Origin of the sequence: Streptomyces capitiformicae (genome assembly GCF_002214185.1) — a bacterium.
Lineage (GTDB): Bacteria > Actinomycetota > Actinomycetes > Streptomycetales > Streptomycetaceae > Streptomyces > Streptomyces capitiformicae.
The window spans coordinates 1,533,020-1,559,199 of record NZ_CP022161.1 but is presented as its reverse complement, the minus strand read 5'-3'; the positions used below and the strand labels follow the sequence as shown (position 1 = coordinate 1,559,199).

The window sequence follows — 26,180 nt, the reverse complement described above, 5'->3', positions numbered from 1 at the left end:
CCGATCAGCATCGGATCGCTTTCGGAACCTTCGGAAGGAAAGCCATGACGTCTTTGTCGATGGATGCCATCTCCGTCATCCGCACCAAGCGGGACCGCGGTGAGCTCAGCGACGAGCAGATCGACTGGGTCATCGACGCGTACACCCGGGGCGAGGTCGCCGACTACCAGATGGCCGCCCTCAACATGGCGATCCTCCTCAACGGCATGAACCGCCGTGAGATCGCCCGCTGGACGGCCGCGATGATCGCCTCCGGCGAGCGCATGGACTTCTCGTCCCTCTCCCGCCCGACCGCCGACAAGCACTCCACGGGCGGTGTCGGCGACAAGATCACCCTCCCGCTGGCCCCCCTGGTGGCGGCCTGCGGCGCGGCCGTTCCCCAGCTGTCGGGTCGGGGCCTTGGCCACACGGGCGGCACCCTGGACAAGCTGGAGTCGATCCCCGGCTGGCGCGCCCTGCTCTCCAACGAGGAGATGCTGTCCGTCCTGGACGGCGTCGGCGCGGTGATCTGCGCGGCGGGCGACGGCCTGGCCCCGGCGGACAAGAAGCTGTACGCACTCCGCGATGTGACCGGCACGGTCGAATCCATCCCCCTGATCGCCTCCTCGATCATGTCGAAGAAGATCGCGGAGGGTACGGGCTCGCTGGTCCTGGACGTGAAGGTGGGCAGCGGCGCCTTCATGAAGACTCTGGACGACGCCCGTGAGCTGGCCTCGACGATGGTGGGCCTGGGCACGGACCACGGAGTGAAGACGGTCGCGTTGTTGACGGACATGTCGACCCCGCTGGGCCTGACGGCGGGCAACGCCCTTGAGGTCCGCGAATCGGTGGAGGTCCTGGCGGGCGGCGGCCCCGCGGACGTCGTGGAACTCACCATCGCCCTGGCCCGCGAAATGCTGGACGCGGCGGGCGTGAAGGACGCCGACCCGGCGAAGGCCCTGGCCGACGGCTCGGCGATGGACGCCTGGCGCCGCATGATCGCGGCCCAGGGCGGCGACCCGGACTCCCCGCTCCCGACATCTCGCGAACAGCATGTGGTGAAGGCGGGCGCCTCCGGTGTCCTCACCCGCCTCGACGCCTACGACATCGGCATCGCCGCCTGGCGCCTCGGCGCCGGCCGCGCCCGCAAGGAGGACCCGGTCCAGGCCGCCGCGGGCGTCGAGATGCACGCCAAGCCGGGCGACACGGTCACCGAGGGCCAGCCCCTGCTGACCCTCCACACCGACACCCCGGAGCGCTTCGCGTACGCCCTGGAGGCGGTCGAGGGCTCGTACGACATCGCGGCGCACGGCACGGAGTTCACTGCGTCGCCGGTGGTACTGGAACGTATCGCCTGACCTGGGCCCGCGGCCGGAGGCCGCTGATGTCACGGCCCCATTCGGGTGAACGGGATCGGTGGACCCGCGCCGGTCCCGTTCGGCATGCTGTAGTCGGTGACGCACCGATGGGAGAAAACTGCCATGAGCGCACTCACTGTCGACCACACGACGGCCAGTGGCCACGAGTGGGACGACCTCGTCCGAATCTGGCAGGAGACGGACGCCCCCGAGGGCTGCAAGGTGGAGATCATCGAGGGGATCGTCACCGTGGCACCACCGCCGTCCATTGCCCACAACGACATTGCCGACCGCGTGCAGCGTCGCCTCTATCCGGAGATCCCAGAAGACTGGGGGATCTATCAGACGCTGGGCACGGCTGTACCGTCTCGTGCCGGGCTCTACATTCCTGACCTCGCTGTCGCGCCCAGGGATGCTTTGTACGCCGAAGGAGACGGCAACTACATCCCCGCAGCCGCCGCCGAACTGGTCGTCGAGATCACCTCGAAGTCCAACGCGAGCAACGATCGGATCAAGAAGGCCGCGGGCTATGCCCAGGCAGGAGTGCCCCTGTACCTGCTCATCGACGGCTGGGCCCCGGGCGGTCCCACCGTCACGCTCTACGGGGAGCCCAAGGGTGACGTCTATCGCGTATTGCGCGCGGGCAAGTTCGGCGACGCCATCGAACTCCCTGAGCCCTTCGCGTTCACGCTGGACACCAGTGTGTTCCCGGCCAAGTAGGTTCGTCGGTTCCTGCACGTGACGATCGGGGTGCCGAGGGTGCCGGAGTCGACGTAGCTGGCACAGAGCGCGCCGATCGTCGTACGGCCCAGCCCCAGCCCCGTACGACGCCCACCGCGACGAAGATCCCAGCCGGCGCGTCCGATCGCGTATCCCACACCGACGAAGACCGCGATGACGGCGAAGCCCGTCAACACCCCCTGCACGGCGTCCCCTTGATGATGCGATGGTGGCCGTCGGATATTCAGCATGATCTAGCGCGGAACCCCGGGCGTTCACGCCCGGGAGGAAGCGCTTCTTGACGCTGCTCTGACTCGCGCGGGTGCGCGGGTCTGCGCTATTGACCTCAGCCGGGACATTTCTGGTTCTCGATGTACTCCTTGATGACGGCGAGCGGGGAGCCCCCGCACGAGGCGGCGAAGTAGGACGGCGACCAGAAGTGCTCACCCCACAGGTACTCGCGGATGTGGCCGGGGAACTCCTGCCGCAGGCGCCGGGCGGAGACACCCTTGAGGGAGCCTACGAGTCGGGAGATGGCGACCTTGGGCGGGTAGTGCACCAGGAGGTGGACGTGATCGCGTTCGCCGTTGAACTCCCGCAGCTCCGCGCCGAAGTCGGTGCACACGTCACGCATGACCTCTTCGCAGCGCCGAAGGATCTCGTCGGTGAATGGTCCGCGCCGGTACTTGGGGTGAAGACCAAGTGTGCGTGGAGGGTGTGGACGACGCTACGGCCCCTGCGGATATCGGGGTTTGGCTCCCGGCATGGTGACATAGATCAATGTTTCATCTGTCGGGGATGCGGGGTCGTTGCCCACGCCGACCGGAATGCTTCCCACAACATCGCCACCCGGGGCGAGAGCGTGTGGAATGCGGGACGTGAGTCACACGTCCCTGCCACCCCATAACGGGGTGTCTGGACGGAGGAGTCCACCCCAGCAGCCAGCCGGGCACTACCTCCAAGCCCGGTCCTTCAGGACCGGGTCAAGTTGACCGATGAGTTACGTCCGCCTGGCAGGTCTACCGTTCGTGGACGCCATGACACCCGCTGTACTCGTGCTGGCCGGCCCCCTCACCAGGGACGGGGTGCCGGGGCTCTGTGACGACGTGCGGGCGCTGCTCGACGCGACCGGGGCCGGGACGGTGGTGTGCGATGTCGGGGGGATCGGACCTCCCGGCCTCGCCACCATCGACGCACTGGCCCGGATGCAGCTCGCCGCGCGGCGGGCCGGGGGCCGGATACGGCTGCGGGACCCGGACCCTTCCCTGCGCGCGCTACTGGGCCTCGTCGGGCTTGCCTTCGATGTGGAGGGGGAGGCCGAAGAGGGGGAACCAGCGGGCGGTGTCGAGAAAGCAGTGGAACCCGGCGATCCGGCCCTCTGATATCTCCAGCACCTGCACGGCCCACGCGCTGAAGCCGCCCTGCTCCGGATCCGGCTTGTACTGCGCGAAGCCCGGCAGCCCGTTCACCGCGACCGGCACGAGGTGCGAGCCGGCACAGGGCGCGCCGAGCGTGGTCATGAACCCGGTGATGTCGCTCGTCCCGGTCAGCCACAGATCGAACGGCGGCATCGTCATGACCGCGTCCTCGTGCAGCAGGGCCGTGAGCGCCGCCATGTCGTATCCCTCAAAGGCGGCCACATACCGCTCCAGCAGCTTCTGCTGCTCGTCGTCGAGCGGGTCGGAGACATCGCCCTCCGCCACCTGGCCGTCGCCCTCGGCAAGGGTCGCGCGGGCCCGCTGCAACGCGCTGTTCACCGAGGCGACCGAGGTGTCCAGCAGCTCGGCGACCTCGCTCGCCTTCCACGCCAGCACCTCGCGCAGGATGAGGACCGCCCGCTGCTTCGACGGCAGCTTCTGCAGCGCCGCGACGAACGCCAGCCGCACGGACTCCTTCGCCACCGCGGCCTCGGCCGGGTCGGCGGTCGTCGGCAGCACCCGGGCGTCCGGGACCGGCTCCAGCCAGGTGTTGTCCGGGCGCGGGGCGAGGGCCGCCTGGGCGAGAGGCGTGGACTCGGTCAGATCCATGGGCCGGGCCCGCTTGTTCCCCGCGGTCAGCATGTCCAGACACACATTCGTGGCGATCCGGTACAGCCACGACCGCAGCGACGACCGCCCTTCGAACTTCTCATAGCTCCGCCAGGCCCGGATCATCGTGTCCTGCACCGCGTCCTCCGCCTCGAAGGACGAGCCGAGCATCCGGTAGCAGTACCCGGTCAGCTCGACCCGGTGCTTCTCCAGCCGGGCATCCAGTTCCACCGTCGCCGTACCGTCACTCATGGCCAACCCACCCCTGTGGCTCACTCGCGTCACACGCACCTTTGCGCCAACACTCCGGAAGCTACCGCAGCCCACTGACAATGGCCCGACGAGCGAAAGAACGCGCAGGTCAGAGGCGCTCAGAGTCGTGGGCTGCGGATCTGGGAGGCTCCATTCGTCCGACCGGTCGGCAGTTCACCGCAGTCGTAGGTGTAGAGCCAGGCCGTGGCCTTCTCGTAGAAGAGGCGGACCGCCACCGGCATCACAAGGTCGCGCATCCGCCGCGCGAGCGGACCGGCCGTCTTGGCGTCACGGTTGCTGCCGGCCGCCTTGACCATCTTGGCAATGCGGGCCGAACGGGCAGTCTCGTACGCCGAGACGGCGGCCGCCACCGAGGACTCCGCGGCCACTGACTGCGCCAGGACCAGGGCGTCCTCCAAGGCCATCGACGCGCCCTGACCCGCACCGACGGGGTGTCCGGCATCTCCGAGCAGTGCGATGCGGTCGTTGTGGTGGACCGGGAGCGCGTCGAGCCTGTGCATCAGGGTGGGGCGGTGCAGTTCGACGGTGGCCTCGAGGATCGCGGACGGTACCTGCTCGTGCCGGTAGAGCCCGGCCAGGCGGCGCAGCCATTCCTCGTCGGTGAGGCCGAGCCGCGGCTGTGCGGGGCAGGGGACCTGGGCCGACCACCAGACCCTGTCGCCGGGGGCAGCGAGGTGGATGAAGGTGCCGTTGCGGGCGAACGTCATGTTGAAGATGCCGGGTTCGGTCTCGATGCCATCCGCGATACCCGAGACACTGTAGAGGCCGGCGTACTCAGGGGCGGGCGAGTGCGGGGCGAGCAGCGACCGAGTGGCCGACCGGACGCCGTCAGCGCCGAGGAGCAGCGAAGCCTCCGCCGTACGGCCGCTCGCGAAGACCGCCCGTACGCCCTCCTCGGTGGTGACCGCGTCCACCAGGCGCTCACCGGTGATGATGTCCGCCCCGGCCGCGAGCGCCTCCGCACGCAGCGCCTCGACCAGTGCGCCCCGCATCAGGGTCACGCTGTGCAACTCGTCGCCGCTCATCCGGCCCCGCGGGACCTCACCCAGCAGCTTGCCCGAACTCGACCACATGCGCTGGCCCGGCATGTCGATCCCGGCCCGCTGTACCTGCTCCAGTACACCGAGTGAGCGCAGCACCCGTAGACCGTTGGACGCCAGGCTCAGGAATGAGCCCACCTGACCTGCCGGTTCGGCGTACGCCTCATACACCGTGACCTCCACATCGAGCCGCCGCAGTGCTGTCGCACTGGCCGCGCCAGCCACTCCGCCGCCGATCACGATGACGTTCACACGTGCCCCCTGAATGCTCATTCACTGAATGATGGTTCATCGAATTGGGGTTCACTATGATGGGGGGTCGGCCACACGTCAAGCCCGAGAAGGAGCCCCACCCGATGGGCGTACGCAAGGAGAAGGCCGCCGAGACCGAGGCGGCGCTGAAGGACGCGGCACGGCGTCTGTTCGCCGAGCGCGGCTACCTCGACACGAAGATCACCGACATCACCCGCGAGGCGGGACGCGCCACCGGCTCCTTCTACGCCCACTTCGCGGACAAGAACGCCCTGCTCCAGGCCTTGCTGCAGGACCTGGACGCGCAGGCCGACGCGGAGATCGGCGTGGACGGCCACCCGGCCGATCACGATCTGACCGACCCCGAGCAGCTTCGGGAACATCTGGCCGTGACATGGCGGGTGATCCGCGACCACCTGCCGGTGGTCGTGGCCCTGATGCAGACGAACTTCGCCGGCCCGCCCGTCGAGGGTCGCGCATGGACGAGCATGACCGAGGAGACGAGCACTTTCCGCGAGCACCTGGAGTGGCTCCGTCGGCGCGGCCACCAGCTCCCGGGTGACCCCACACTGATCGCCGCGGCCATGGGGGCGATGGTCTCGATGCTCGGGTTCGCGGTCATCACCGCAGGGGAACGCGGCCCACGCGTCACCGACGAGGAGATCATCGACACCCTTACCGCCCTGCTGCTGCACGGCCTGGCGGGACCCGCGGCAGGCGCGAGCTGACCAGCCGCCACGGCCCGTGGGTCGCGTCGTTCTCCCGTCAGTCCAGGCTCGGCGGCGTCCAGTCGGCGTGGCGGAGAACGGCCCGGATCATCGTGCGGGGCGGGGCCAGGCGGAGGGCCGTGTTGCGTACGGCTACGGCGAGAGGGTGCGTCAGTTGCTGGCCCATCCGGCGGGCCTGACGGGCTGCGCGTGCGACGGACTGGCTGCGTGGGCGGCGTTCGGTGTCGTAGCGGGTGAGGGCCGATTCAAGCGTGGGTTCGGTGGCGAGCGCGGCGGCCAGGGTGGCCGCGTCCTCCAGTGCCTGGCAGGCGCCCTGGCCGAGGTTCGGGCTCATGGCGTGGGCCGCGTCGCCGAGGAGGGCGATCCGGCCCGAGGTGAAGGCGGGCAGGGGCGTGGCCAACTCGTGGATGTCGTGGTGCAGGACGGCCTCGGGCCGGGTGGCGTCCAGCAGCGCGGGGACCGGATCGTGCCAGTCGCCGAAGCGGCGGCGCATCGCGGCGAGGGGGTCCGCATGTCGCACCCCGGGCGGCGAGTTGAGGACCGCGTGCCACTCGGCCCGGCCGTCGGCGAAGGCGATGTGACCGAACTCCGCCCCCTGCCCCCACGTCAGTTCGAAGTCGGTGGGCAAGGTCACCGGATGCTCGGTGATGGCACGTAGGACCGTCGACCCGCTGTAGACGGGGCAGGGGTGACCGGGAAACAACCGGCCGCGCAGCCGACTGCCCACTCCGTCGGCGGCCACGACCAGATCCGCTTCCAGGACGCCACCCCCGACCGGTACGCGCACCCGGCCGGGGCCCGAGTCGTCCACGGACGTCACCTCGGCCCCTACGGCGAGACACTCGGGCGGCAGGGCCTCGCGCAGCAGTCGGTGCAGTACGGCTCGGGGGATGCCGACGATCGGTGTTCCCAGCTCGCGTTCGAGCGCGGCGCCGTCCATCCGGGCCAGCCAGCCGCCGCCCGGCGTGCGCGTGCCCCCGGTGTACTGCGGTCGCACCGCCGTACGCGCCACCGCGCCGACGCCGAGGACATCCAGGGCGCGCAGCCCATTGGCGTGCAGGGAGATGCCCGCGCCCGCGTCGGCCAGGGCGGCGACGCGTTCCACGACCGTTACTTCCCAGCCGATCAGCCGTAGCCCGAGCGCGGCGGCCAGCCCGCCGATGCCCCCGCCGACCACCACCGCGCTGCCGCCCATGCCCGGTCCTCCTCCACCCGTCCTGCCGCTGCCCTTCTACAGATGTAGAAGGAGCGTAATCGGAGATTACTCCGGCTCTCTACAGGTGTAGAAATGGGGGGTGTCCACCGATCGACGTACTCTCCTCGCCGACGTGGCCGTCACCGTGCTCGCCGAGTCCGGGATACGAGGACTGACCCACCGCGCCGTGGATCGCATGGCGAATCTGCCGCCCGGCACCACCTCCGCCTACTTCCGCACCCGCCAGGCGCTGCTCACCGCACTGGTCCGGCACCTGGTCGCTCTCGACCAGGCGGAGCTGCAGGAAATCGGCGAGCGGCCACCGGTGCCGCGGAACACCGATGAATTGGCGGCCGGGCTCGCCGCGTTCGTCGAGCGGCGGCTCACCGGAGAGGGCCGACGGCGTTCCCTCGCGCGCTACGCGTGTGCCATCGAGAGCGTCCACCACCCCGAGCTGCAGGAAATCCTCGTACCGCGCGAGAACGCGGGGCGACAAGTCGTGCACGACTTCCTGACCGCACACGGCCTCACGGATGCCGAGGAGCGCACCATCACGCTGCTGACCTGCGTGGACGGGGTGGTGTTCGATCGTCTGGTGAATGGTGGAAGTGTGTCCGTCCCGGAGATCCACAGGCTGGTGGCGGCGGCGCTGTCGTGAAGCAGTCCTCCACGGCATCCCGTACGGACCTCAGTGGGCCGCCACCAGCCGCTGCGCGCGGGCCGCGTGGGACCCGACGACCGTGATGGCCACGACGCCCGCCACGGCCAGCAGCCCCAGGGCGACCGTTCCGAACCATCCCCCGGTGTGGAAGGCGATCGCGCCCAGGGTGCTGCCCGCGCTGGAGCCCACGTAGTACGCGGACTGGTAGAGCGCCGACGCCTGGGCGCGGCCCTCCTTGGCCGTGTGGCTGACGGCCGACGACGCGGCCGCGTGCCCGGCGAAGAAGCCGGCGGTGATGAGGACCAGACCGAGCAGCACCAGTGCGAGGGAGTCGGACAGGGACACCAGCAGACCGGTGGTCGTCGTGCCGCCCGCGAGGTACAGGGCGCCCCGCCGGCCCAGTCGTCCCACCAGCTTCCCGGCGGTCGACGCCGACGCCGTACCCACCAGGTACACGAGGAAGACCGAGCCGATGATGCCCTGGGGGAGGGAGAAGGGGGCCTCGGCGAGGCGGTAGCCGATGACGGTGTAGACGCCGCCGAAGACCGTCATGAAGAGGGCACCGATGGCGTACAGGCGGCACAGCAGCGGGTTGGCGAGGTGGGCGCGGACCGTGCGGGCGAGCACTGTAGGCCGCAGCGACCCGGCCACGAAGTGCTTCGGCGCGGGCAGCAGCAGCCGGAAGGCCACCGCGCAGCCCACCGCGAGCACGCCGAGCACACCGAGCGCGACCCGCCAGCCCCACTCCTGCGCGACCCAGCCGGTGACGACCCGGCCGCTCATGCCGCCGACGCTGTTGCCGGCGACGAAGAGGCCGATCGCGGTGACGAGGGCCTTGGGGCGGACCTCCTCGGCGAGATAGGCGGTCGCCGACGCCGGAACCCCGGCCAGCGCCGCACCCTGCACCGCCCGCAGCACGACCAGCGCGCCCAGCGACGGCGCGAACGGGATCAACAGCCCGACCGTGACCGCCACCGCCAGCGACACCGTCATCAACGTACGCCGCCCGAACCGCTCCGACAGCGCGCTCATCGGCAGCACGAACAGCGCCAGCGCACCGGTCGCCGCCGACACCGTCCAGCTCGCCGCGCTCGCCGTCACCCCGAAGCCGCCCGAGATCAGCGGCAGCAGCGCCTGCGTGGAGTAGAGAAGGGCGAAGGTCGCGACCCCCGCGAGGAACAGTGCCAGGCTCATCCGGCGGTAGCCGGGACCGCCGGGGGCCACTCGGGAGTCGTAAGCATGCGAACGGTCGGGCGTGGCTGATACGGCGCCCACGGTGGTGGACGCCTCGGTACTGGCGGAAGGCATGCCTCGAAACTACGTACGCCACGGTTCATCCGTCCAATGCACGGAACCTTCATAATCGTTCCCGTGATGCATCAGCAGAGGTCAGAGGCGCGCCTGTCACCGTCCGGTGACACAGAAGACATCGAGGGCAGGGAGAGTATCGAGGACATCGTCCTGCGGCTCGCCCCGCGCCTCGCCTACTTCGCCGGGGTCGCCCGCACCGAGCACGTCACCCGGGCCGCGCAGGAGATGCAGGTCCCGCAGTCGACCCTGTCCCGGGCGATGGTCCGGCTCGAACAGGACCTGGGCGTCGACCTGTTCGCCCGCCGCGGCCGCACGGTCTCCCTCACCCACGCCGGACGCACCTTCCACGCCTCCGTGGAACGCGCCCTCGCCGAGATCGAACGCGCCGCCGACGAGGTCCGCGCCGACGCCGACCCGGCCACCGGCAAGGTCGCCTTCGGCTTCCTGCACACCATGGGCGCCGAAACCGTCCCCGGCCTCCTCCAGGCCTTCCGTGCCGAACACCCCCGCGTCCGCTTCAGCCTCGTCCAGAACTACGGCGAGGCCATGATCGAACGCCTGCGCGCCGGCGAGCTGGACCTCTGCCTCACGTCCCCCGTCCCCGACGCCCCCGACCTCGTGGCCCGCCGCCTCGACGAACAGAAACTCCGCCTGGTCGTCCCCGCCGACCACCGCCTCGCCGCCCGCAAACGCATCCGCCTCGCCGAAGCCGCCGACGAAACCTTCGTCACCCTCGAACCCGGCTACGGCATGCGCCGCATCACCGACGACCTCTGCAAGGAGGCCGGCTTCAAGCCTCGTATCGCCTTCGAGGGAGAGGAGGCGGAAACGCTGCGGGGCCTGGTGGCGGCGGGATTGGGCGTAGCCCTCCTCCCACCTCCCGCAGTCCCCAGGCCAGGGGTCGTGGAACTGACGGTCACAGCCCCGAGGGCCGCCAGAGAAATCGGAGTCGCCTGGCTGGAAGGCCACCCGGACACCCCACCGGTAGCAGCCTTCAAGAAGTTCCTGCTCTCAAGAAGGGGCAACTTGCTGACGAGCTGAGCAGCAGCCGACCAGGGGCGCGGGGAACTGCGCGATCAACCCCCCACCCACCCGCAGCCGCGCCACAAACCCCAGCCGCCCCTCCCGAGGCGTCACCGCCCGAAGCCGGAGGCAGAGGCGTCACCGCCCAAAGCCGGAGGCAAGCGGCATACGCAACCCCAACGGAGGCGGAGCCGCCAACGCATCCTCCACCGGCCGGGAAAACGCCCGCCCGAACAACGCCCCCATCACAAAGTCCGAGGCCAGCGCGTAGACCTCGTCCCGGTACTGCTGCAACCCATGCCGATCCGCATGCACCTCGAACCGGCAGATGTCGGGGTTCGTCTTCTTCGCCCGCGCGGCGAACCGGAACGACAGCTCAGGATCGACCCGCTCATCGTTCGTGCCGTGCACGATCAACACCCGCCGCCCCGACAACTGTTTCACCGGTTCGGGCGGCGCGGCCACATCCTCCTCGGGCAACCAAGGAGCGATGGCCAGCACGGAGTTGACGGCATCGTGCCCACCCGCGTGCAGCGCGGCCCGCGCCCCCATGTGGAGTCCCACCAGGCACACCGGCACATCCCCGTAGCGCCGGACCACCTCGTCCGCGGCCCACTCGGCATCGCGCGCGAGCCGCGCCTCCGTGCCGTGCCAGCCCCGGTAGCGGTAGTGCACGACGTGCGTCGCCAGGCCCTCGCCGCGCCCGGCGCGGGCGAGCCGGCGGCCGAGGGCGCGTACGGAGGCGGTCGCCACCACGGGGGAGGGTCTGCGGGTGGACGCCTCGTCACCGGCCGGGAGGAGCAGGACGACTCCGCCCACCGTGCTCGGCTCCGGGCCGATCGGCCGTCCAAGTCGGGGCGGCCGGACCGGCATTGCTTGGTGCGCCATGACAGAACAGTGTCAGAAGAGATGGTGTACACAACCCGTCCTGTGGGTCACCGTTGGGTATCGACGGCATCGCCCGACAGGCGCTCTACGCGCGTAGGCGTTATCGTGCGAAAATGACGAACCAGACTGACCGGACCGGAGGCACCCCGGACTCGGACCAGATCCGCCGGGCGCCCAAGGTTCTGCTGCACGACCACCTCGACGGCGGCCTCCGCCCCGGAACCATCGTCGAACTCGCCCGCGACAGCGGGTACTCCCACCTCCCGGAGACCGACCCCGACCGGCTCGGCGTCTGGTTCCGCGAGGCCGCCGACTCCGGGTCCCTGGAGCGGTACCTGGAGACCTTCTCCCACACCGTCGGCGTGATGCAGACCCGCGACGCCCTCTTCCGCGTAGCCGCCGAGTGCGCCGAGGACCTCGCCGCCGACGGGGTCGTCTACGCCGAGGTGCGCTACGCCCCCGAACAGCACCTCGACGCCGGGCTCAGCCTCGAAGAAGTCGTCGAGGCCGTCAACGAGGGCTTTCGGGAGGGCGAGCGGCGAGCCAAGGCCGCCGGCCACCGCATCCGGGTCGGCGCCCTGCTCACCGCCATGCGGCACGCCGCCCGCGCCCTGGAGATCGCCGAACTCGCCAACCGCTACCGAGACCTGGGCGTCGTCGGCTTCGACATCGCCGGCGCCGAGGCCGGCTACCCGCCCACCCGGCACCTCGACGCCTTCGAGTACCTCAAGCGGGAGAACAACCACTTCACCATCCACGCCGGTGAGGCCTTCGGACTCCCCTCCATCTGGCAGGCGCTCCAGTGGTGCGGCGCTGATCGGCTCGGCCATGGCGTCCGCATCATCGACGACATCCAGGTCCACGAGGACGGCTCCGTAAAGCTCGGCCGCCTCGCCTCCTACGTCCGCGACAAGCGCATCCCGTTGGAGCTGTGCCCCAGCTCCAACCTCCAGACCGGCGCCGCCCGTTCCTACGCCGAGCACCCCATCGGGCTGCTGCGGCGACTGCACTTCCGGGTCACCGTGAACACCGACAACCGACTGATGTCCCACACCAGCATGAGCCGCGAGTTCGAGCATCTGGTCGAGGCCTTCGGCTACACGCTCGACGACATGCAGTGGTTCTCGGTCAATTCCATGAAGTCGGCATTCATTCCTTTCGATGAACGACTGGCCATGATCAATGACGTGATCAAGCCCGGATATGCCGAGTTGAAATCCGAATGGCTGTTCCGTCAGACGGCGTCCACCAGCGGCTCTGTCGGCGAAGAGAGCTGAACCGCGCACTCGGGAAACGGTCACGTCAACGGCGACGCGGCCGTTTTCCGATGTTTGCCTCCGGCGGGACTTCGGTGTTTACGTTTCGAGCACCGCTCACCACCCGTCAAACGCATTCAAGGACGCATTCAACATGAAGCAGTCTGCTGCCAAGACCCTCGGTGTCGCCGCTCTCGGTGTCGCCTTCGCCGCTGCGGGCGCGGGCGCCGCGAACGCCGCCCCGGGCGTGCCGGGCGCCCCCGACCCCTCCCAGGCCCTGGGCACCGTCTCGCAGGCGCTGCCCTTGGAGAACGTCTCGCAGGCGCTGCCGGGTGCCACCGGGACCGTCGACCAGGGGCAGCGGACGCTCGGCGCCGGGCTTGAGGCCGCGCACCCCGCCGCCGCCCCCGTCCTCGCAGAGGGCCCGGCCGCCCCCGTCGGCGGACTGCTCGGCGGCATCCCCGCCGGTCAGACCCTCCCCGCCGAAGGCCTCGGCCTGAACGGCCAGCCGCTCGGCAGCGGAGTCTGAGGCTCGTACGGACATGGATGGGGCGCATCCCCTGAGGGGGTGCGCCCCATCGGCGTACGCGTCAGTCGTCGCTGCGTGTCAGTCGTCGTCGCGCGTCACCAAGCCGTGCGGGCCTTGCCCTCCGAGGGGAGCAGGATCCACAGGGCTATGTACAGCAGGAACTGCGGGCCCGGAAGCAGACACGACAGCACGAAGATCACGCGCATCGTGGTGGCGGAGGTGCCGAAGCGCCGTGCCAGCGCTGCGCACACTCCGCCGATCATCCGGCCTTCCGCGGGGCGGGCAAGGCGGCTCATGAGGGCTCCTTCGTCGGCGTAGATCGTCGGCCACGGGCGATCCGCGGTCGACCGTGGGGCGGGGCCTCCCGTTGGCCGCCGCTCTCTTTTCCACACCTTCGACGCTACGGTGACGAAGCGGACGAAGCGTCCCTCTATGGAGCTATTCCGACCCTGGGAATCGTCGGGGTCCGACCCTGAGAGGTCTCCGAGGTCTTCTCCCGGGGAAGGTCCGCCCGGACCCGGGTCTCGGCCCGGCGGCGGAGTGCCACCCTGACCACGGGCACGACCGCGAGGTGGGCCAGCCCCACGCCGACCGTGTTCAGCAGGATCGAGTCGATGTCGACGACCTGACCGGGCACCCCGGTCTGCAACAGCTCGATGGCCAGCGACAGCAGCGCCCCGGCCGCGACCGCCCGGGCCAGCGACGCGATCGGCGAGACCGCCAGTCTGCCGTGCGCCATCGGCAACAGCACACCCAGCGGGGCCAGCAGCGCGAGCCCCTCACCGATCCGCAGCGCGGCCTCCGGCCACCCCAGGGCCAGATCCGCTCTGATCCCCGCGAACGGCCGCAGGTTCGCGGCACTCACCCAGGTGACGTCCAGCGGACGCAGCGTGATCCAGGCAACGAGCACGAGATGTGCGACGAGGAGGACACCCCCCGCCGCACGAACACGGACCCCGGCGCTACCGCCGTACGTACCTAGACACTGCACGCCCCCCAAGACGCGCCCTCCGGCACGATCGGTTCCGCCGGTTTGTCCGGGAACCGTAACGACCGGGACCGTAAACGACCGGGACCGTAACGACCGCGCGGGAAAGCGCGCGGCCCCGGTGCCCGGCTCAGGAAACCCCGACCTCCGTCGACGGCGGTGTTCCCGAGCCCGGGTTCGACTGGACCTCCGCGGTGCAGTCGTAGCGACGCAAGGTGTCGGCGCTGGTGCTGCCGAGGACGACCGAGCCGTTGTCGCCGGCGGCCGCGGAGTCGGCGAAGGTGCAGACGATCTGGGCGAGGGCGTACTGGGGCAGGGCGTCCGGCGGGGTGGAGAGGCGGAGGGTGTCGACGGGATCGGCGGGGCGGGGGCCGGTCACCGTGAGGCCGGTCGGGACGGCGGTCCGGTAGCCGGCCTCGTCCTCGGCGTCGGATGGGTCCCCGGCCAGGGCGTCCAGCAGACTCTGGGCGACCACATCCCGCCGCTGCGTCTCGTCGGCGCCCTCGGTGACCTGCACCGAGCGGTTGACCCGCACGAGTGCCCCGGAGCAGAGCAGGAACACCTCGACGGGTATGCCGGACGGCGTGGCCTGCGTCGCGAGGTCCGTCACCGACAGCTCGCAGGGCACCATCGAGGGCGCCGGACCGAAGTCCGTCGGCACCTGCGTGGCACGGATGCCGCAGCCCGCGAGCAGCCCGGCGAGGACGCCGACCACGCCCAGCACCCGTACGTCTCGGGCGCGTACGCCTCGTATCGTCACTGCCCGTCTCACTGCACGTCCCCCTCGGTATCCTCCGTGTCGCCGTCGTCCCGCTCCTGTGCGATCAGCGGGGCCGCGTCCCGGGGCAGGCGCAGGGTGAACACAGCGCCGCCCTTGGGGGAGTTGGCGGCGGTGATCTCACCGCCGTGGATGTGGGCGTTCTCCAGGGCGATGGACAGACCGAGCCCGCTGCCCTCGGAGCGCGGGCGGGAGGCGCTCGCCTTGTAGAACCGGTCGAAGACGTGCGGGAGGACATCCTCGGGGATGCCCGGACCGTGGTCCTGGACGTCGATGACCAGGTCCTCGCCCTCCTCGCGGACCGAGACCCGAACCGGCGAACCGCCGTGCTTGAGCGCGTTGCCGATCAGGTTCGCCATGATCACGTCCAGGCGGCGCGGGTCCAGATTGGCCATGATGCCGCGCTCGGCGTCCAGCTCCACCGCGTCCAGCCAGGCGCGGGCGTCGATGCAGGCGGTGATCTGGTCGGCGATGTCCACGTCGTCGAGGACCAGCCTGGCCGTGCCCGCGTCGAAGCGGGTCACCTCCATCAGGTTCTCGACCAGGTCGTTGAGCCGTCGTGTCTCGCTGACGACGAGTCGTACCGCCGGCTCGATCATGGGATCGAGGCTGCCCGTGTCGGCGTCCAACTCCTCCTCCAGCACCTCCGTGACGGCCGTGATCGCCGTCAGTGGCGTACGCAGCTCATGGGACATGTCGGCGACGAAACGCCGGGATGCCTCCTCGCGGGCGCTCATGTCGTCGACCTTCTTCTCCAGGGACTCCGCCGCGAGGTTGAACGTCCGGGAGAGATCGGCCAGTTCGTCCGTGCCGGAGACCCTGAGCCGGGTGTCGAGCTTGCCCTCGCCGAGCCGCCGGGCGGCGACACCGAGCCGCTGTACCGGCTTCAGCACGGTCGTCGCGGCGGCCTGCGCGAGCAACGCCGAGCCGATGAGCGACAGACCCGTCGCGATGCCGAGCGACCAGGCCAGCGAGTTGAGGTCCTTCGCCTCCGAGGCGAGGGACTTGCGCACATAGCCGGTCGGCCCCCCGCCGATCATCTTCGCGCCGCCCACCAGGTAGGGGGTATCGCCGTCGATGACACGCTGCCAGTACACGTGATACGCGTGCCTGTTGCCGGACGTGATCTTCTGCCGCTTGTTGACGGCCTTCTGCAGGGACGCGGGCACGTCCTCCAGCGAGAAGCCGTCCAGTGAGTTGTCGGTCGAGGACCCGGTCACCGTCCGGCCGTCGGCGCCCTCGGCGACGAGCAGCACACTGGACCGCTCGCCGCCCTCCGCCATCCTCCGTGCCGCGACGCGCAGTTGCTCCTGCGTCGGGTTCGGGCGCAGCGTGCTCACATGGCTCTGCATCTCCCGCTCGAAGTCGTTGAGCGCCGCGTTCTGCGCCCGCGTCTGCACGGCCTCGCGGTTGAGCCAGTACGCGATCCCGGACGCCGACACGGCCGCCGTGAGCGCAACCAGCCCGAAGACGACCACCAGACGCAGCCGCAGACTCGTGAAACGGATCCGTGACTGTACTTTCCTGCGAGCCGCGGACCAGCCGCGGATCCCCCTTCGGGCCTCCGTCACTGAGGAACGTCCAGCCGGTAGCCGACACCACGCACGGTACGGATCAGGGTCGGCGACGACGGCACGTCCTCGACCTTGGCGCGCAGCCGCTGCACGCACGCGTCCACCAGCCGGGAGTCGCCCAGATAGTCGTGCTCCCACACCAGACGCAGCAACTGCTGCCGCGACAGGGCCTGTCCGGGCCGGCGGCTCAGCTCCAGGAGCAACCGCAGCTCGGTGGGCGTCAGCTGGAGGTCCTCGCCGTTCTTCGTCACCGTCATCGCCGCACGGTCGATCACAAGGCTGCCGAAGGTCGCCGCGTCATTGGCCTCGCGCTCACCGCGCCGCAGCACCGCGCGGATACGGGCGTCCAGCACCCGCCCCTGCACGGGCTTGACCACGTAGTCGTCGGCACCGGACTCCAGGCCCACCACGACGTCGATGTCGTCGCTGCGCGCGGTCAGCAGGATGATCGGCAGCTGGTCGGTGCGCCGGATCCGCCGGCACACCTCGAAGCCGTCGATGCCGGGCAGCATCACGTCCAAAACGATCAGATCCGGCCGCTGTTCGCGCAGCAGCTTGAGACCATCCTCGCCGGTGGCGGCGGTGGCGACACGGTGCCCCTGGCGCGTCAGTGAGAGCTCCAGGGCCGTGCGGATGGCGTCGTCGTCCTCGATCAGCAACAGGGAAGGCACGGGCTCATTCTGGCCCATGGCATGGCGCCGAATCGACCGTTGGAGCGCTCCCACCCATCTCTCCCACATGATCGTGCCGTCCGCGTAGCCGTACGACTCTTCTCTGTGATCAAGCTGTGTCTTCCCTGAGGCCGACCCCTGTGACAGGTCTGTGACAGTCGGCGGACACAGCCATGAAGGTGGCCGGGCAGTCTTTTCGGCACAGGCAAGGAAGCACCGCCCGACGGACCGAGCGGCGGGGCGAACGACCGGAACTCCACGACGGGGGGCGCGAGATGAACACGCTGCACAGCACCAGCACTAGCGCAGTTGTCACGCGTCTCCACGACGTCATCCGGAACACGGAGAAGTCCGGTGCCGTGAGCGGGCGGGGGTGCGCTCGCGGCACCGGGCGTCAGCACACCACGTACATGTCGGTGGTTGACGCGCATGTGGGGGGAAGCACCACGGGGGTGACCCACGGGGGAACGGGGGTCGCGGCCGCGTACGGGGAGGGCACGGGGGAGCGCCGTTCTGTGTCGGAGGCGGAGTTCACCGCCTACGTCCAGGAGCGTCGTGCCTCCCTGTACGCAACCGCCTACCACCTGACCGGTGACCGCTTCGAGGCCGAGGACCTCCTCCAGAGCGCCCTCTTCTCGACGTACAAGGCATGGGACCGGATCAGCGACAAGGCCGCGGTCGGGGGCTACCTCCGCCGCACCATGACGAACTTGCACATCAGCGCGTGGCGCCGCCGCAAGCTGAACGAGTACCCGACCGAGGAGCTGCCGGAGACCGCCGGCGACACGGACGCCATGCGCGGCACCGAACTGCGCGCCGTCCTGTGGCAGGCGCTCGCCCGGCTCCCCGAACTCCAGCGCACCATGCTGGTCCTGCGTTACTACGAGGGCCGCACGGACCCGGAGATCGCGGAGATCCTCGACATCAGTGTCGGCACGGTGAAGTCCAGCATCTGGCGGTCCCTCCGCCGGCTGCGCGAGGACGAGGTCCTCAGCTTCGGCCGTGACGAGGAGGAGTCCTTCGGGGAGCTTGTCGCCTGAAGGTCTGCGGGGGGAAGTAAGTGAAGTAGGTAACGGGGGAGTACCCGGGGGGGGGACAGAGGAACCGGCGGGGCCACGGGGGACACGGGGCCGCGCCGGGGACAAGGGGAAAACGGGGGAAGCAGGAAAACGGGGGAAGCGGGACTGGAGGGCCGGGGGGTCCGTCCAGTCCCGCTTTTGTTTGTGTCCACGGGGCTTGCGGTGCCGTACGGCTGTTACGTCGCCGCCTGTGCGCAGCGGCCCTCGGCGGCCGCGGCCAAGCGGCCCAGGGCCTCGGCCTTGTCGCAGGGATGGGCGCCCAACTCCGTCTGGCGGGCCACGATCGAGCGTTCCTGACGCATCAGCCGCCAGCCGCGCCGCAGCAGGAACGGCACCGACTTGCGGCCCTCCTTCAGATCGCGCAGGAAACGGCGGCGGAAGGTCTTCACCGGGCCCCGGGTCAGGCACAGGGCATCCGCCAGTACACCCAACTCCCGGCAGCGCTCGACGATCTCGGCGGCGAAGATGCCCTCCGCGATGAACAGCGGGGTCCGCTCGATGTGCAGCGCCTCCGCGCCGGTGCGGGCGCTGAGGGAGATGTCGTACGTCGGCACGGTCGTACGGCCCGTGCGGCACAGTTCCTCGATCGCCGCGACGGCGGTGTCCGCGTCCCACGACAGCGGGTGGTCCCAGTCGATGTCCGAGCTGCCTTCCACCAGGGGCAGCGTCGGGTCGTCGCCCTCCTTGTAGAAGTCGTCCAGCCGCAGCACGGGCAGGGCGGAACGGGCGGCGAGCAGGGACTTGCCCGAGCCGGACGGACCGGACAGCAGGACGACCCGGGTCGGTATCGGGGGATGTATCGGGGGATGCGAACTCACGAGAGTCCAGTGTGAGGCATCGAGCGGCTCCCGCCGAGACGGCGGGTCGCCTTTGGCGCAACATCACACCTCAAGGCCGGGGCGGCCACCCCGGCCTTGAGGTGCCTTCTCAGTACGACGACCCCGACGCGCCCAGCGAGCCTGTCGGGTGCCAGACCGTCTTCGTCTCCAGGAACGCCGTCATACGGTCGATTCCGGGGGGCGTCGACCAGTTGTCCACAGGCTGTGGACGAAGGACCCGCTTCAGGTTGTCGGCGGCCGCGATCTCCAGTTCCTTCGCCAGTACGTCGTCCGCGCCGGCCAGGTCGATCGCGTTGACGTCCTGGTGGGCGGCGAGCGGGGTCGCGATCTCCGCCGTGCGGCCGGAGAGGATGTTGACCACGCCGCCGGGGACGTCGGACGTGGCGAGGACCTCGCCGAGGGAGAGCGACGGGAGGGGGGACTTCTCGCTCGCCACCACTACCGCCGTGTTGCCCGTGGCGATCACCGGGGCCACCACCGAGACCAGGCCCAGGAAGGACGACTCCTGGGGGGCGACGACGGCTACGACGCCGGTCGGCTCGGGGGTGGAGAGGTTGAAGTACGGGCCCGCGACCGGGTTTCCGCCGCCGACCACCTGGGCGATCTTGTCGGTCCAGCCCGCGTACCAGACCCAGCGGTCGATCGTCGCGTCCACCTGGTCCGCGGCCTTGGACTTCGACAGGCCCTCGGCGTCGGCCACCTCGCGGACGAACTGGGCCTTGCGGCCCTCCAGCATCTCCGCCACTCGGTAGAGGATCTGGCCCCGGTTGTACGCCGTCGCGCCCGACCAGGCGCTGAACGCCTTGCGGGCCGCGACGACCGCGTCACGGGCGTCCTTGCGGGAGGAGAGCGGTGCGTTCGCCAGCCACTGGCCCTTTGCATCGGTCACTTCGTACACCCGGCCGCTTTCGGAGCGGGGGAACTTGCCCCCGACGTACAGCTTGTAGGTCTTGAAGACGCTCAAACGGTCAGACATCGAGGTACGCCTCCAGGCCGTGGCGGCCGCCCTCGCGGCCGAAGCCCGACTCCTTGTAGCCGCCGAACGGCGAGGTCGGGTCGAACTTGTTGAACGTGTTGGACCAGACGACGCCCGCGCGGAGCTTGTTCGCGACGGCCAGGATCCGGGAGCCCTTCTCGGTCCAGATGCCCGCCGAGAGGCCGTACTGGGTGTTGTTGGCCTTGGCGACGGCCTCGTCCGGAGTGCGGAAGGTGAGGACCGACAGCACCGGGCCGAAGATCTCGTCCCGCGCGATGGTGTGTGCCTGGGTGACGTTCGTGAAGAGCGTCGGGGCGAACCAGTAGCCGGACGTGGGCAGTTCGCAGGCCAAGGACCAGCGTTCGGCGCCCTCCGCCTCGCCGCGCTCGACGAGCGAGGTGATGCGCGAGAGCTGTTCCTCGGAGTTGATCGCGCCGATGTCCGTGTTCTTGTCGAGGGGGTCGCCCAGGCGGAGCGTGGAGAGCCTCCGCTTCAGGGAGTCGAGGAGCTCCTCCTGGATCGACTCCTGGACGAGGAGGCGGCTGCCCGCGCAGCAGACCTGGCCCTGGTTGAAGAAGATCCCGTTGACGATCCCTTCCACCGCCTGGTCGATCGGGGCGTCGTCGAAGACGATGTTCGCACCCTTGCCGCCCAGTTCGAGGGTGAGCTTCTTGTGGGTGCCGGCGACTGTTTTCGCGATCTCCTTGCCTACGGCTGTGGAGCCGGTGAAGGCGACCTTGTTGACGTCCGGGTGCGCGACCAGTGCCGCGCCCGTGTCGCCGTAGCCCGGGAGGATGTTGACGACGCCCTTCGGCAGGCCTGCCTGGCGGCAGATGTCCGCGAAGAACAGGGCCGAGAGGGGGGTCGTCTCGGCGGGCTTCAGGACCACCGTGTTGCCTGTCGCCAGGGCCGGGGCGATCTTCCACGCCAGCATCAGGAGGGGGAAGTTCCAGGGGATGACCTGGCCTGCCACGCCCAGTGGCCGGGGGTCCGTGCCGAAGCCGGCGTGGTCGAGTTTGTCGGCCCAGCCCGCGTAGTAGAAGAAGTGCGCGGCGACCAGGGGGAGGTCGGCGTCGCGGGTCTCCTTGATGGGCTTGCCGTTGTCGAGGGTTTCCAGGACGGCCAGTTCGCGGCTGCGTTCCTGGATGATGCGGGCGATGCGGAAGAGGTACTTCGCGCGTTCCGTGCCGGGGAGCGCGGACCACTTCTCGAACGCCTTGCGGGCCGCCTGCACCGCGCGGTCCACGTCCGCCTCGCCCGCCTGGGCGATCTCGGCGAGGACCTCCTCGGAGGCGGGGCTGACCGTCTTGAAGACCTTGCCGTCGGCGGCCTCGGTGAACTCGCCGTCGATGAACAGGCCGTAGGACGGGGCGATGTCCACGATCGCGCGGGACTCGGGGGCCGGTGCGTAATCGAATGCCGATGCCATGGTGATCAGTCCACCGTCACGTAGTCGGGGCCGGAGTAGCGGCCGGTGGCCAGCTTCTGACGCTGCATCAGCAGGTCGTTCAGGAGCGAGGAGGCGCCGAAGCGGAACCAGTGGTTGTCCAGCCAGTCCTCGCCGGTCGTCTCGTTGACCAGGACGAGGAACTTGATGGCGTCCTTGGTGGTGCGGATGCCGCCGGCGGGCTTCACGCCGACCTGGATGCCGGTCTGGGTACGGAAGTCTCGTACCGCTTCCAGCATAAGCAGCGTGTTCGCGGGGGTGGCGTTGACCGCGACCTTGCCGGTGGACGTCTTGATGAAGTCCGCACCGGCGAGCATGCCGAGCCAGCTGGCCCTGCGGATGTTGTCGTACGTCGAGAGTTCGCCCGTTTCGAAGATGACCTTCAGACGGGCGAGTCCGCAGGCCTCTTTCACGGCGACGATCTCGGTGAAAACCTTCATGTAGTCGCCCGCGAGGAACGCGCCGCGGTCGATGACCATGTCGATCTCGTCGGCGCCTGCGGTGACGGCCTCGCGGACGTCCGCCAGCTTCACGGCGAGGGGGGCGCGGCCCGCGGGGAACGCCGTGGCGACCGAGGCGACCTTCACGCTCGAGCCCGCGACGGCTTCCTTGGCCGCGGCCACCATGTCGGGGTAGACGCAGACGGCCGCGGTCGGGGGTGTGGCGCGGTCGGTCGGGTCGGGGTGGACCGCCTTGGCGCCGAGGGCCCGGACCTTGCCCGGGGTGTCCGCGCCTTCCAGGGTCGTCAGATCGACCATCGAGATGGCCAGGTCGATGGCGTACGCCTTGGCGGTCGTCTTGATGGAACGGGTGCCGAGGGAGGCGGCGCGGGCCTCCAGGCCGACCGGGTCTACGCCGGGGAGTCCGTGGAGGAAGCGGCGGAGTGTGCGATCGGATGTGGTGACGTCGGCTAGGGCGTGGGGTGCGGCTGTGGACATGGTCACCAGGTGAGCATATCTACGCGCGTAGCGAGTGTACAGCCCTACGTCTGCCTCCGGCGGTTGGGCGGGGGTGTGTGGGGTTCGTTGGGGGGCGGGGCGGTGTCGGTGTCGGTGTGTCTGTCCGTGGCTTGGTGTGGGGTGGTGCCGGTAGGTCTGCCCGTCGCTTGGTGCGGGGTGCCTCCGGCGGGTGGGCCGGGGCGCGTGGTGTGCGTTGGCCGGGTGCCTGGGGTTTCTCTTGGGAGTCGGGTGGCCGGGGTTTGTCTTGAAGACCGGGCGCCGCCCATGGTTCGTCTTCGGGATCGGGTGGCCAAGGTTTGTCCTCGGGACCGGATGCCGGGGGGTCCTCGGTGAGGCCGGACTGCCAGGGTTCCTCGGTGAGGTCGGCTCGCGAGGGTTCGTCGGCGGGCTCGTACCCCAGGCGTTCCCCCAGGCGTTCCCCCAGGCGTTCCCCCAGGCGTTCCCCCAGGCGTTCCCCCAGGAGTTCGGCCGTGCGGCGTTCCCCGGCGGTATCCGTCGACGCCGTCGCGGGGCCCGGTTGTCTGGGCGGTATGTAGGCGACGACCTCCTGGTGACGCAGTACCGCCTCGCCCCACAGGTAGCCCGGTCGGACCGTCTCCGCGATGGCACCGCGGCGCAGGCCGGACGGGTCGTCGCGGGTGGCCACCACGTTGTGCCGGGTGGGGTCCACCGGGCCCGTGTCCTCGACCGGGGTGACGCCGGACGCGGCCAGCGCGGCCAGTACGCTACGGCGCACCCAGTCCAGCACCGGGTCGCGTCCTTCTGCTCGGCCTTCGACCGAACCGGCGGCCGGGGGCAACTCGGCCATCCGGTCCAGCAGTTGGATGAGCGGGGCCGCGGCCGCCGGTGGGTGATCAGCCGGGGGTGGCCGCCGGCCGTACTCGGCCCGTAACTCCCCCTCGATGCGGTCCCGTTCCGCAGTGAGCCAGTCGGCGCACCTGGCGGCGAGCCCGGCCAGGTCCCCGGGACGGCCGACGTCCCGCTCGACCCCCTTCGCGTCCCCCGCCTTCATGGTCACACCTCCCGTGGTGCGCCCGCGGCGACGAGGAAGTTGCCGGAGTCCTGCCAGGCGCCCATGAACTCGTCGAGCGGCACTTCCAGGCCCTGCCCGTCGGGGTGACCGGAGTCGTTGAGCACGACCATCGGGTTGGCGGGGTCGCTGTTGTCGATGCCGGTGACCCACACGGCGTGGTTGGCCCCCTGACCGGGGATCCCCGGCGCGTCCCCGACCGTGTCGTCGCCGGGGTCGTGCCCCGGCGCCCAGATCTCGTCGGCGTCCAGGCCGACGATCGCCGCGCCACCGTCAGCGAGCACCCCTTCCAGCTGTTCGAGGGAGGCACCCTCCACCTGCTGCACGGGGACACCGTGGAGTTCGAGCAGATTCCCCACGTCGGCGGGCGCCGTACCGTTCGCGTCGTACCACCCCTGGCTCGCCGCCTCGTCGATCAGCTGCTCCTCACTGACGCGCTGACCCGTGAGGTACTCCAGCACCATCCCCTGGGCTCCGATGGCGCAGGCGTTCTCGCCGGTGTGCTGCTGCCACACGTCCATGGCCGCACCGGGGTTGCCGAGCACGGCGGTGGGATCGCTCTGCGCGGGGTCGAAGTTCGGCAGATCGGGCACACCGCCGACGGACGGACCGACGTCCGAGCCTTCATCCGGACCAAAGCCCGGATCAAAGCCCGGATCAAAGCCCGGACCAAAGCCCGGACCAAAGCCCGGATCAAAGCCCGGACCCACGTCCGGACCCACGTCCGGGCCGACATCCGGTACGGCCGTGGGGTCGGCGAAGGGATCCACGATGCCCGGCGGTGCCGTCGGGTCCTCGACGGTCGTCGGGTCCGGCCCCGGACCGAAGTCCGGCTCGGCACCCGGGTCGTACGGATCCCAGCTCATGGAGCACTCCTCTCACCGTTCCGTTCACCGTTCCGTCCGACCGGCTCGTCGTCCCCGTACAGCAGGACGCGCGCCCGGTCCACGAGATCCGCCACACGTTCGTGGGAGCGCAGCACCACGCGCGCCACCATGAGCGTCTGCCGGTCGAGCAGCGGGTCTCCGGCGCGGGCGGCCCAGTGGGCGGCGCGCTCGCGGGCCGTCGCCAGCAGGACGTCGACCGGGGTGCCGGGCGGCAGCGCGAGCCGGGCCGCGCAGCTCGTACCCCGCTCTCCGGTGACCGCGAGGAGCTCGGCCCGCTCCCGCTCGGTCAGGTTCAGCCGGCTGCGGTAGTGGGCGCCCAGCGCGGCGAGTTCGGAGGGCCCGGGGTCGCTGACCCGCATGCTCTCCAGCAGCCCCGCGATCCGGTCCGCCACCGGCGGCGGCCGCCGTCCCGCGCGCTGCGCCGTGGCCCGCAGCCGGGCCACCGCGTCCGCGATCTCGCGCTGCCCGTGGTCCAGTTTGATCAGCGCGGCCCGGTTGCCGAAGTGCCGCAGCACCAGACTCCGCAGCTCGGTCACGCCGCTGCGCTCCAGCAACCGCTCGCGCACCGCCGCCTCGCCCAGCCCGTCCCGGAGGAATCCGGCGGCCAGGAACACCCCCCAGGCGCCCAGCCGCCCCACCAGCGCGGCCCGCACCTCGGCCGGAACGGGCAGGTCCGGGTAGTCGCGTACGCAGAACAGGTGGACGTCCTCCATCCGCTCGGCCAGCAGCCGCGGCTCCACCTTCGCCAGGTCCGCGAGCGGCCCGAACCCGTCGCCGGGCAGGCACTGCGCGCCCACCCCGAGCAGCCCGGAGACGGGCACGACCGTGCGGAACACCCGCCGGACCAGGGGCCGTTCGAGGTAGGAGTCGGCGATACGGCGGGCGGTCGCCATCGGGTCGTAGCCGAAGTAGTCGGACGGGTCCAGGGGCATGCCGTCCCGGCCGGTCTCGCCCACGGGAGGCCAGTACTGGTCACTGCGGGAGAGCACCCCGAACGCCTTCAGCGGGCTGACCACCTCCCCGTACGCCCCGGTGAAGGACTCCACCGCCTGCTGGTCGGCTCGGCCCAGACCACGGCTGAACACGAAGACGACCGCGTCGGCCCGGTCCATCTCGGCGGCGCTCTCGGCATGCACCGAACGGGCGTCCTGGCCGAGCTCCTCGAGCACCTTGGCCGCCGCCGCGCGCTCGGCGGGATCGTCGATGCCGAGGAAGGCGAGGGTGTTCTCGGCGTCGGTGCCGTGCACACTGCTGAGGCCAGGGGTGTCCACCAGGCGGAACCGGCGCAGCAGAGGGCTGGGCCGCCCCACCTCCACCTTGCGCACCGAACGCAGCAGACCCAGCCCGTCCGGCGAGCGTACGGTCAGCCGGGACAGCGCCTCCGGCGGCCACTCCTCCGTCGCCCGGCCGTCCTTGAAGTGGACGAGCAGGCGGGGGCGTTCGGCGTGGTGGAACTCGCAGACATTGAACGTCAGCTCCAACTGCCCGGTGTCGGACACCTCTTCGCCGAGCAGCGCGTTCACCAGCGTCGACTTGCCGCGTTTGATCTGGCCCGCCACCGCCACGCGCATCGGCCGCCCCATACGGGCGCGCGCGGCGCCCACGACGGTGCGGAGGTCGCCCGCGACGGGGTCGGCCGGGTCGATCGCCCGGGCGATCTTGTCGAAGACCTGGTCGTGCGGTGGTAGGGCGTCGCCGTCCGTACTCGGCAT

Annotated in this window: 26 protein-coding genes and 2 pseudogenes; 9 read left to right on the top strand and 19 right to left on the bottom strand. The window is 70.3% G+C overall.

Translation table 11 applies throughout. The annotated features are described in order from the left end of the window. Window positions 1-53: 53 nt before the first annotated feature. Both CES90_RS06975 and CES90_RS06970 read left to right on the top strand, forming a co-directional pair. On the top strand, window positions 54-1,337 hold the full coding sequence (locus CES90_RS06975; RefSeq protein WP_189782437.1) for a thymidine phosphorylase: 1,284 nt from the start codon (window positions 54-56) through the stop codon (window positions 1,335-1,337). A 123-nt stretch (window positions 1,338-1,460) separates the two neighbouring features. Next, on the top strand, window positions 1,461-2,057 hold the full coding sequence (locus tag CES90_RS06970) for a Uma2 family endonuclease (RefSeq protein WP_189782363.1): 597 nt from the start codon (window positions 1,461-1,463) through the stop codon (window positions 2,055-2,057). Window positions 2,058-2,080: 23 nt separating this feature from the next. Here the strand turns inward: CES90_RS06970 and CES90_RS49350 are convergent. Further along, window positions 2,081-2,263 (bottom strand): annotated as a pseudogene (locus CES90_RS49350) (AEC family transporter); the annotation flags it as partial. Window positions 2,264-2,403: 140 nt separating this feature from the next. After that, window positions 2,404-2,831: pseudogene (tnpA, locus tag CES90_RS06965) on the bottom strand (IS200/IS605 family transposase). A 221-nt stretch (window positions 2,832-3,052) separates the two neighbouring features. Between tnpA and CES90_RS06960 the strand changes: the two are divergent. Next, a complete protein-coding gene (locus CES90_RS06960) occupies window positions 3,053-3,439 on the top strand; it encodes an STAS domain-containing protein (protein WP_229913743.1) in 387 nt (128 codons plus the stop codon). Here CES90_RS06960 and CES90_RS06955 read toward each other — a convergent pair. Together CES90_RS06955 and CES90_RS06950 are read right to left on the bottom strand one after the other, a co-directional pair. Beyond that, on the bottom strand, window positions 3,332-4,336 hold the full coding sequence (locus CES90_RS06955; protein WP_189782365.1) for a sigma-70 family RNA polymerase sigma factor: 1,005 nt from the start codon (window positions 4,334-4,336) through the stop codon (window positions 3,332-3,334). The genes CES90_RS06960 and CES90_RS06955 overlap by 108 nt on opposite strands. A 119-nt stretch (window positions 4,337-4,455) precedes the next feature. After that, window positions 4,456-5,670, bottom strand: a complete 1,215-nt coding sequence (locus CES90_RS06950; protein ID WP_229913744.1) for an FAD-dependent oxidoreductase — start codon at window positions 5,668-5,670, stop codon at window positions 4,456-4,458. Window positions 5,671-5,753: 83 nt separating this feature from the next. Here CES90_RS06950 and CES90_RS06945 point away from each other — a divergent pair, with 83 nt between their 5' ends. Further along, window positions 5,754-6,377 (top strand): TetR/AcrR family transcriptional regulator, encoded by a 624-nt coding sequence (locus tag CES90_RS06945; RefSeq protein ID WP_189782366.1) that lies wholly within the window; start codon window positions 5,754-5,756, stop codon window positions 6,375-6,377. 37 nt (window positions 6,378-6,414) lie between these two features. Here CES90_RS06945 and CES90_RS06940 read toward each other — a convergent pair whose 3' ends face one another. After that, on the bottom strand, window positions 6,415-7,572 hold the full coding sequence (locus CES90_RS06940; RefSeq protein ID WP_189782367.1) for an FAD-dependent monooxygenase: 1,158 nt from the start codon (window positions 7,570-7,572) through the stop codon (window positions 6,415-6,417). 100 nt (window positions 7,573-7,672) lie between these two features. Here CES90_RS06940 and CES90_RS06935 point away from each other — a divergent pair, with 100 nt between their 5' ends. Beyond that, window positions 7,673-8,230 (top strand): TetR/AcrR family transcriptional regulator, encoded by a 558-nt coding sequence (locus tag CES90_RS06935; RefSeq protein ID WP_189782368.1) that lies wholly within the window; start codon window positions 7,673-7,675, stop codon window positions 8,228-8,230. 30 nt (window positions 8,231-8,260) lie between these two features. Here the strand turns inward: CES90_RS06935 and CES90_RS06930 are convergent, their stop codons facing one another. After that, window positions 8,261-9,541, bottom strand: coding sequence for an MFS transporter (locus CES90_RS06930; RefSeq protein WP_189782369.1), 1,281 nt, complete (start codon window positions 9,539-9,541; stop codon window positions 8,261-8,263). Window positions 9,542-9,604: 63 nt separating this feature from the next. On the opposite strand from CES90_RS06930, the gene CES90_RS06925 reads away from it, so the two are divergent. Continuing rightward, window positions 9,605-10,585 (top strand): LysR family transcriptional regulator, encoded by a 981-nt coding sequence (locus tag CES90_RS06925; protein ID WP_189782370.1) that lies wholly within the window; start codon window positions 9,605-9,607, stop codon window positions 10,583-10,585. A 120-nt stretch (window positions 10,586-10,705) separates the two neighbouring features. On the opposite strand, the gene CES90_RS06920 is transcribed toward CES90_RS06925, so the two are convergent. Further along, window positions 10,706-11,455, bottom strand: coding sequence for an alpha/beta hydrolase (locus CES90_RS06920; RefSeq protein WP_189782371.1), 750 nt, complete (start codon window positions 11,453-11,455; stop codon window positions 10,706-10,708). 113 nt (window positions 11,456-11,568) lie between these two features. On the opposite strand from CES90_RS06920, the gene CES90_RS06915 reads away from it, so the two are divergent. Next, on the top strand, window positions 11,569-12,732 hold the full coding sequence (locus CES90_RS06915) for an adenosine deaminase (RefSeq protein ID WP_189782372.1): 1,164 nt from the start codon (window positions 11,569-11,571) through the stop codon (window positions 12,730-12,732). Window positions 12,733-12,865: 133 nt separating this feature from the next. Beyond that, window positions 12,866-13,240, top strand: a complete 375-nt coding sequence (locus CES90_RS06910) for an ATP-binding protein (protein ID WP_189782373.1) — start codon at window positions 12,866-12,868, stop codon at window positions 13,238-13,240. Window positions 13,241-13,335: 95 nt separating this feature from the next. Here the strand turns inward: CES90_RS06910 and CES90_RS06905 are convergent, their stop codons facing one another. The 5 genes from CES90_RS06905 to afsQ1 form a co-directional block, all read right to left on the bottom strand. Continuing rightward, window positions 13,336-13,536, bottom strand: a complete 201-nt coding sequence (locus tag CES90_RS06905; protein WP_189782374.1) for a PspC domain-containing protein — start codon at window positions 13,534-13,536, stop codon at window positions 13,336-13,338. Between the two features lie 134 nt (window positions 13,537-13,670). Then, complete coding sequence (locus CES90_RS06900; RefSeq protein ID WP_373313310.1) at window positions 13,671-14,150, bottom strand: VanZ family protein; 480 nt, start codon at window positions 14,148-14,150, stop codon at window positions 13,671-13,673. Window positions 14,151-14,358: 208 nt separating this feature from the next. Next, a complete protein-coding gene (locus CES90_RS06895) occupies window positions 14,359-14,988 on the bottom strand; it encodes a hypothetical protein (RefSeq protein ID WP_189782375.1) in 630 nt (209 codons plus the stop codon). A gap of 8 nt (window positions 14,989-14,996) precedes the next feature. Next, window positions 14,997-16,577 carry a sensor histidine kinase gene (locus tag CES90_RS06890; protein WP_189782376.1) on the bottom strand — a complete coding sequence of 527 codons (1,581 nt, stop codon included), beginning with the start codon at window positions 16,575-16,577 and terminating at the stop codon, window positions 14,997-14,999. After that, window positions 16,574-17,251 (bottom strand): two-component system response regulator AfsQ1, encoded by a 678-nt coding sequence (gene afsQ1 / locus CES90_RS06885; RefSeq protein WP_055515961.1) that lies wholly within the window; start codon window positions 17,249-17,251, stop codon window positions 16,574-16,576. Before afsQ1 ends, CES90_RS06890 begins: the two co-directional genes overlap by 4 nt. Window positions 17,252-17,526: 275 nt before the next feature. Between afsQ1 and CES90_RS06880 the strand changes: the two genes are divergently transcribed. Further along, window positions 17,527-18,291: a SigE family RNA polymerase sigma factor gene (locus CES90_RS06880; RefSeq protein WP_189782377.1), complete on the top strand. Its 765-nt coding sequence runs from the start codon at window positions 17,527-17,529 to the stop codon at window positions 18,289-18,291. A gap of 215 nt (window positions 18,292-18,506) precedes the next feature. On the opposite strand, the gene CES90_RS06875 is transcribed toward CES90_RS06880, so the two are convergent. The 7 genes from CES90_RS06875 to CES90_RS06845 all read right to left on the bottom strand — a co-directional run bounded on the left by CES90_RS06875 (window position 18,507) and on the right by CES90_RS06845 (window position 26,180). Next, entirely contained in the window at window positions 18,507-19,148 is a 642-nt protein-coding gene (locus CES90_RS06875; RefSeq protein WP_229913745.1) for a uridine kinase family protein, read from the bottom strand. A gap of 109 nt (window positions 19,149-19,257) precedes the next feature. Further along, window positions 19,258-20,145 (bottom strand): aldehyde dehydrogenase family protein, encoded by an 888-nt coding sequence (locus CES90_RS06870; protein ID WP_189782378.1) that lies wholly within the window; start codon window positions 20,143-20,145, stop codon window positions 19,258-19,260. After that, window positions 20,138-21,574, bottom strand: a complete 1,437-nt coding sequence (locus CES90_RS06865; protein WP_189782379.1) for an aldehyde dehydrogenase family protein — start codon at window positions 21,572-21,574, stop codon at window positions 20,138-20,140. Before CES90_RS06865 ends, CES90_RS06870 begins: the two co-directional genes overlap by 8 nt. A gap of 5 nt (window positions 21,575-21,579) precedes the next feature. Beyond that, window positions 21,580-22,530: a deoxyribose-phosphate aldolase gene (gene deoC / locus CES90_RS06860; protein WP_189782442.1), complete on the bottom strand. Its 951-nt coding sequence runs from the start codon at window positions 22,528-22,530 to the stop codon at window positions 21,580-21,582. 19 nt (window positions 22,531-22,549) lie between these two features. Continuing rightward, window positions 22,550-23,563, bottom strand: a complete 1,014-nt coding sequence (gene grpE / locus CES90_RS06855) for a nucleotide exchange factor GrpE (RefSeq protein ID WP_208921407.1) — start codon at window positions 23,561-23,563, stop codon at window positions 22,550-22,552. 2 nt (window positions 23,564-23,565) lie between these two features. Further along, window positions 23,566-24,447: a C39 family peptidase gene (locus CES90_RS06850; RefSeq protein WP_189780459.1), complete on the bottom strand. Its 882-nt coding sequence runs from the start codon at window positions 24,445-24,447 to the stop codon at window positions 23,566-23,568. Beyond that, window positions 24,444-26,180, bottom strand: a complete 1,737-nt coding sequence (locus CES90_RS06845; protein WP_189780458.1) for a dynamin family protein — start codon at window positions 26,178-26,180, stop codon at window positions 24,444-24,446. Before CES90_RS06845 ends, CES90_RS06850 begins: the two co-directional genes overlap by 4 nt.

Bases quoted from the DNA above. Each gene is read 5' to 3' on its own strand.
- CES90_RS06970 (WP_189782363.1), top strand. From the start codon at position 1,461: ATGAGCGCACTCACTGTCGACCACACGACGGCCAGTGGCCACGAGTGG.
- CES90_RS06960 (WP_229913743.1), top strand. From the start codon at position 3,053: ATGAGTTACGTCCGCCTGGCAGGTCTACCGTTCGTGGACGCCATGACA.
- CES90_RS06955 (WP_189782365.1), bottom strand. From the start codon at position 4,336: ATGAGTGACGGTACGGCGACGGTGGAACTGGATGCCCGGCTGGAGAAG.
- CES90_RS06950 (WP_229913744.1), bottom strand. From the start codon at position 5,670: ATGAGCATTCAGGGGGCACGTGTGAACGTCATCGTGATCGGCGGCGGA.
- CES90_RS06945 (WP_189782366.1), top strand. From the start codon at position 5,754: ATGGGCGTACGCAAGGAGAAGGCCGCCGAGACCGAGGCGGCGCTGAAG.
- CES90_RS06940 (WP_189782367.1), bottom strand. From the start codon at position 7,572: ATGGGCGGCAGCGCGGTGGTGGTCGGCGGGGGCATCGGCGGGCTGGCC.
- CES90_RS06930 (WP_189782369.1), bottom strand. From the start codon at position 9,541: ATGCCTTCCGCCAGTACCGAGGCGTCCACCACCGTGGGCGCCGTATCA.
- CES90_RS06920 (WP_189782371.1), bottom strand. From the start codon at position 11,455: ATGGCGCACCAAGCAATGCCGGTCCGGCCGCCCCGACTTGGACGGCCG.
- CES90_RS06915 (WP_189782372.1), top strand. From the start codon at position 11,569: ATGACGAACCAGACTGACCGGACCGGAGGCACCCCGGACTCGGACCAG.
- CES90_RS06910 (WP_189782373.1), top strand. From the start codon at position 12,866: ATGAAGCAGTCTGCTGCCAAGACCCTCGGTGTCGCCGCTCTCGGTGTC.
- CES90_RS06905 (WP_189782374.1), bottom strand. From the start codon at position 13,536: ATGAGCCGCCTTGCCCGCCCCGCGGAAGGCCGGATGATCGGCGGAGTG.
- CES90_RS06880 (WP_189782377.1), top strand. From the start codon at position 17,527: ATGAACACGCTGCACAGCACCAGCACTAGCGCAGTTGTCACGCGTCTC.
- CES90_RS06870 (WP_189782378.1), bottom strand. From the start codon at position 20,145: ATGTCTGACCGTTTGAGCGTCTTCAAGACCTACAAGCTGTACGTCGGG.
- CES90_RS06865 (WP_189782379.1), bottom strand. From the start codon at position 21,574: ATGGCATCGGCATTCGATTACGCACCGGCCCCCGAGTCCCGCGCGATC.
- deoC (WP_189782442.1), bottom strand. From the start codon at position 22,530: ATGTCCACAGCCGCACCCCACGCCCTAGCCGACGTCACCACATCCGAT.
- grpE (WP_208921407.1), bottom strand. From the start codon at position 23,563: ATGAAGGCGGGGGACGCGAAGGGGGTCGAGCGGGACGTCGGCCGTCCC.
- CES90_RS06850 (WP_189780459.1), bottom strand. From the start codon at position 24,447: ATGAGCTGGGATCCGTACGACCCGGGTGCCGAGCCGGACTTCGGTCCG.
- CES90_RS06845 (WP_189780458.1), bottom strand. From the start codon at position 26,180: ATGCCGAGTACGGACGGCGACGCCCTACCACCGCACGACCAGGTCTTC.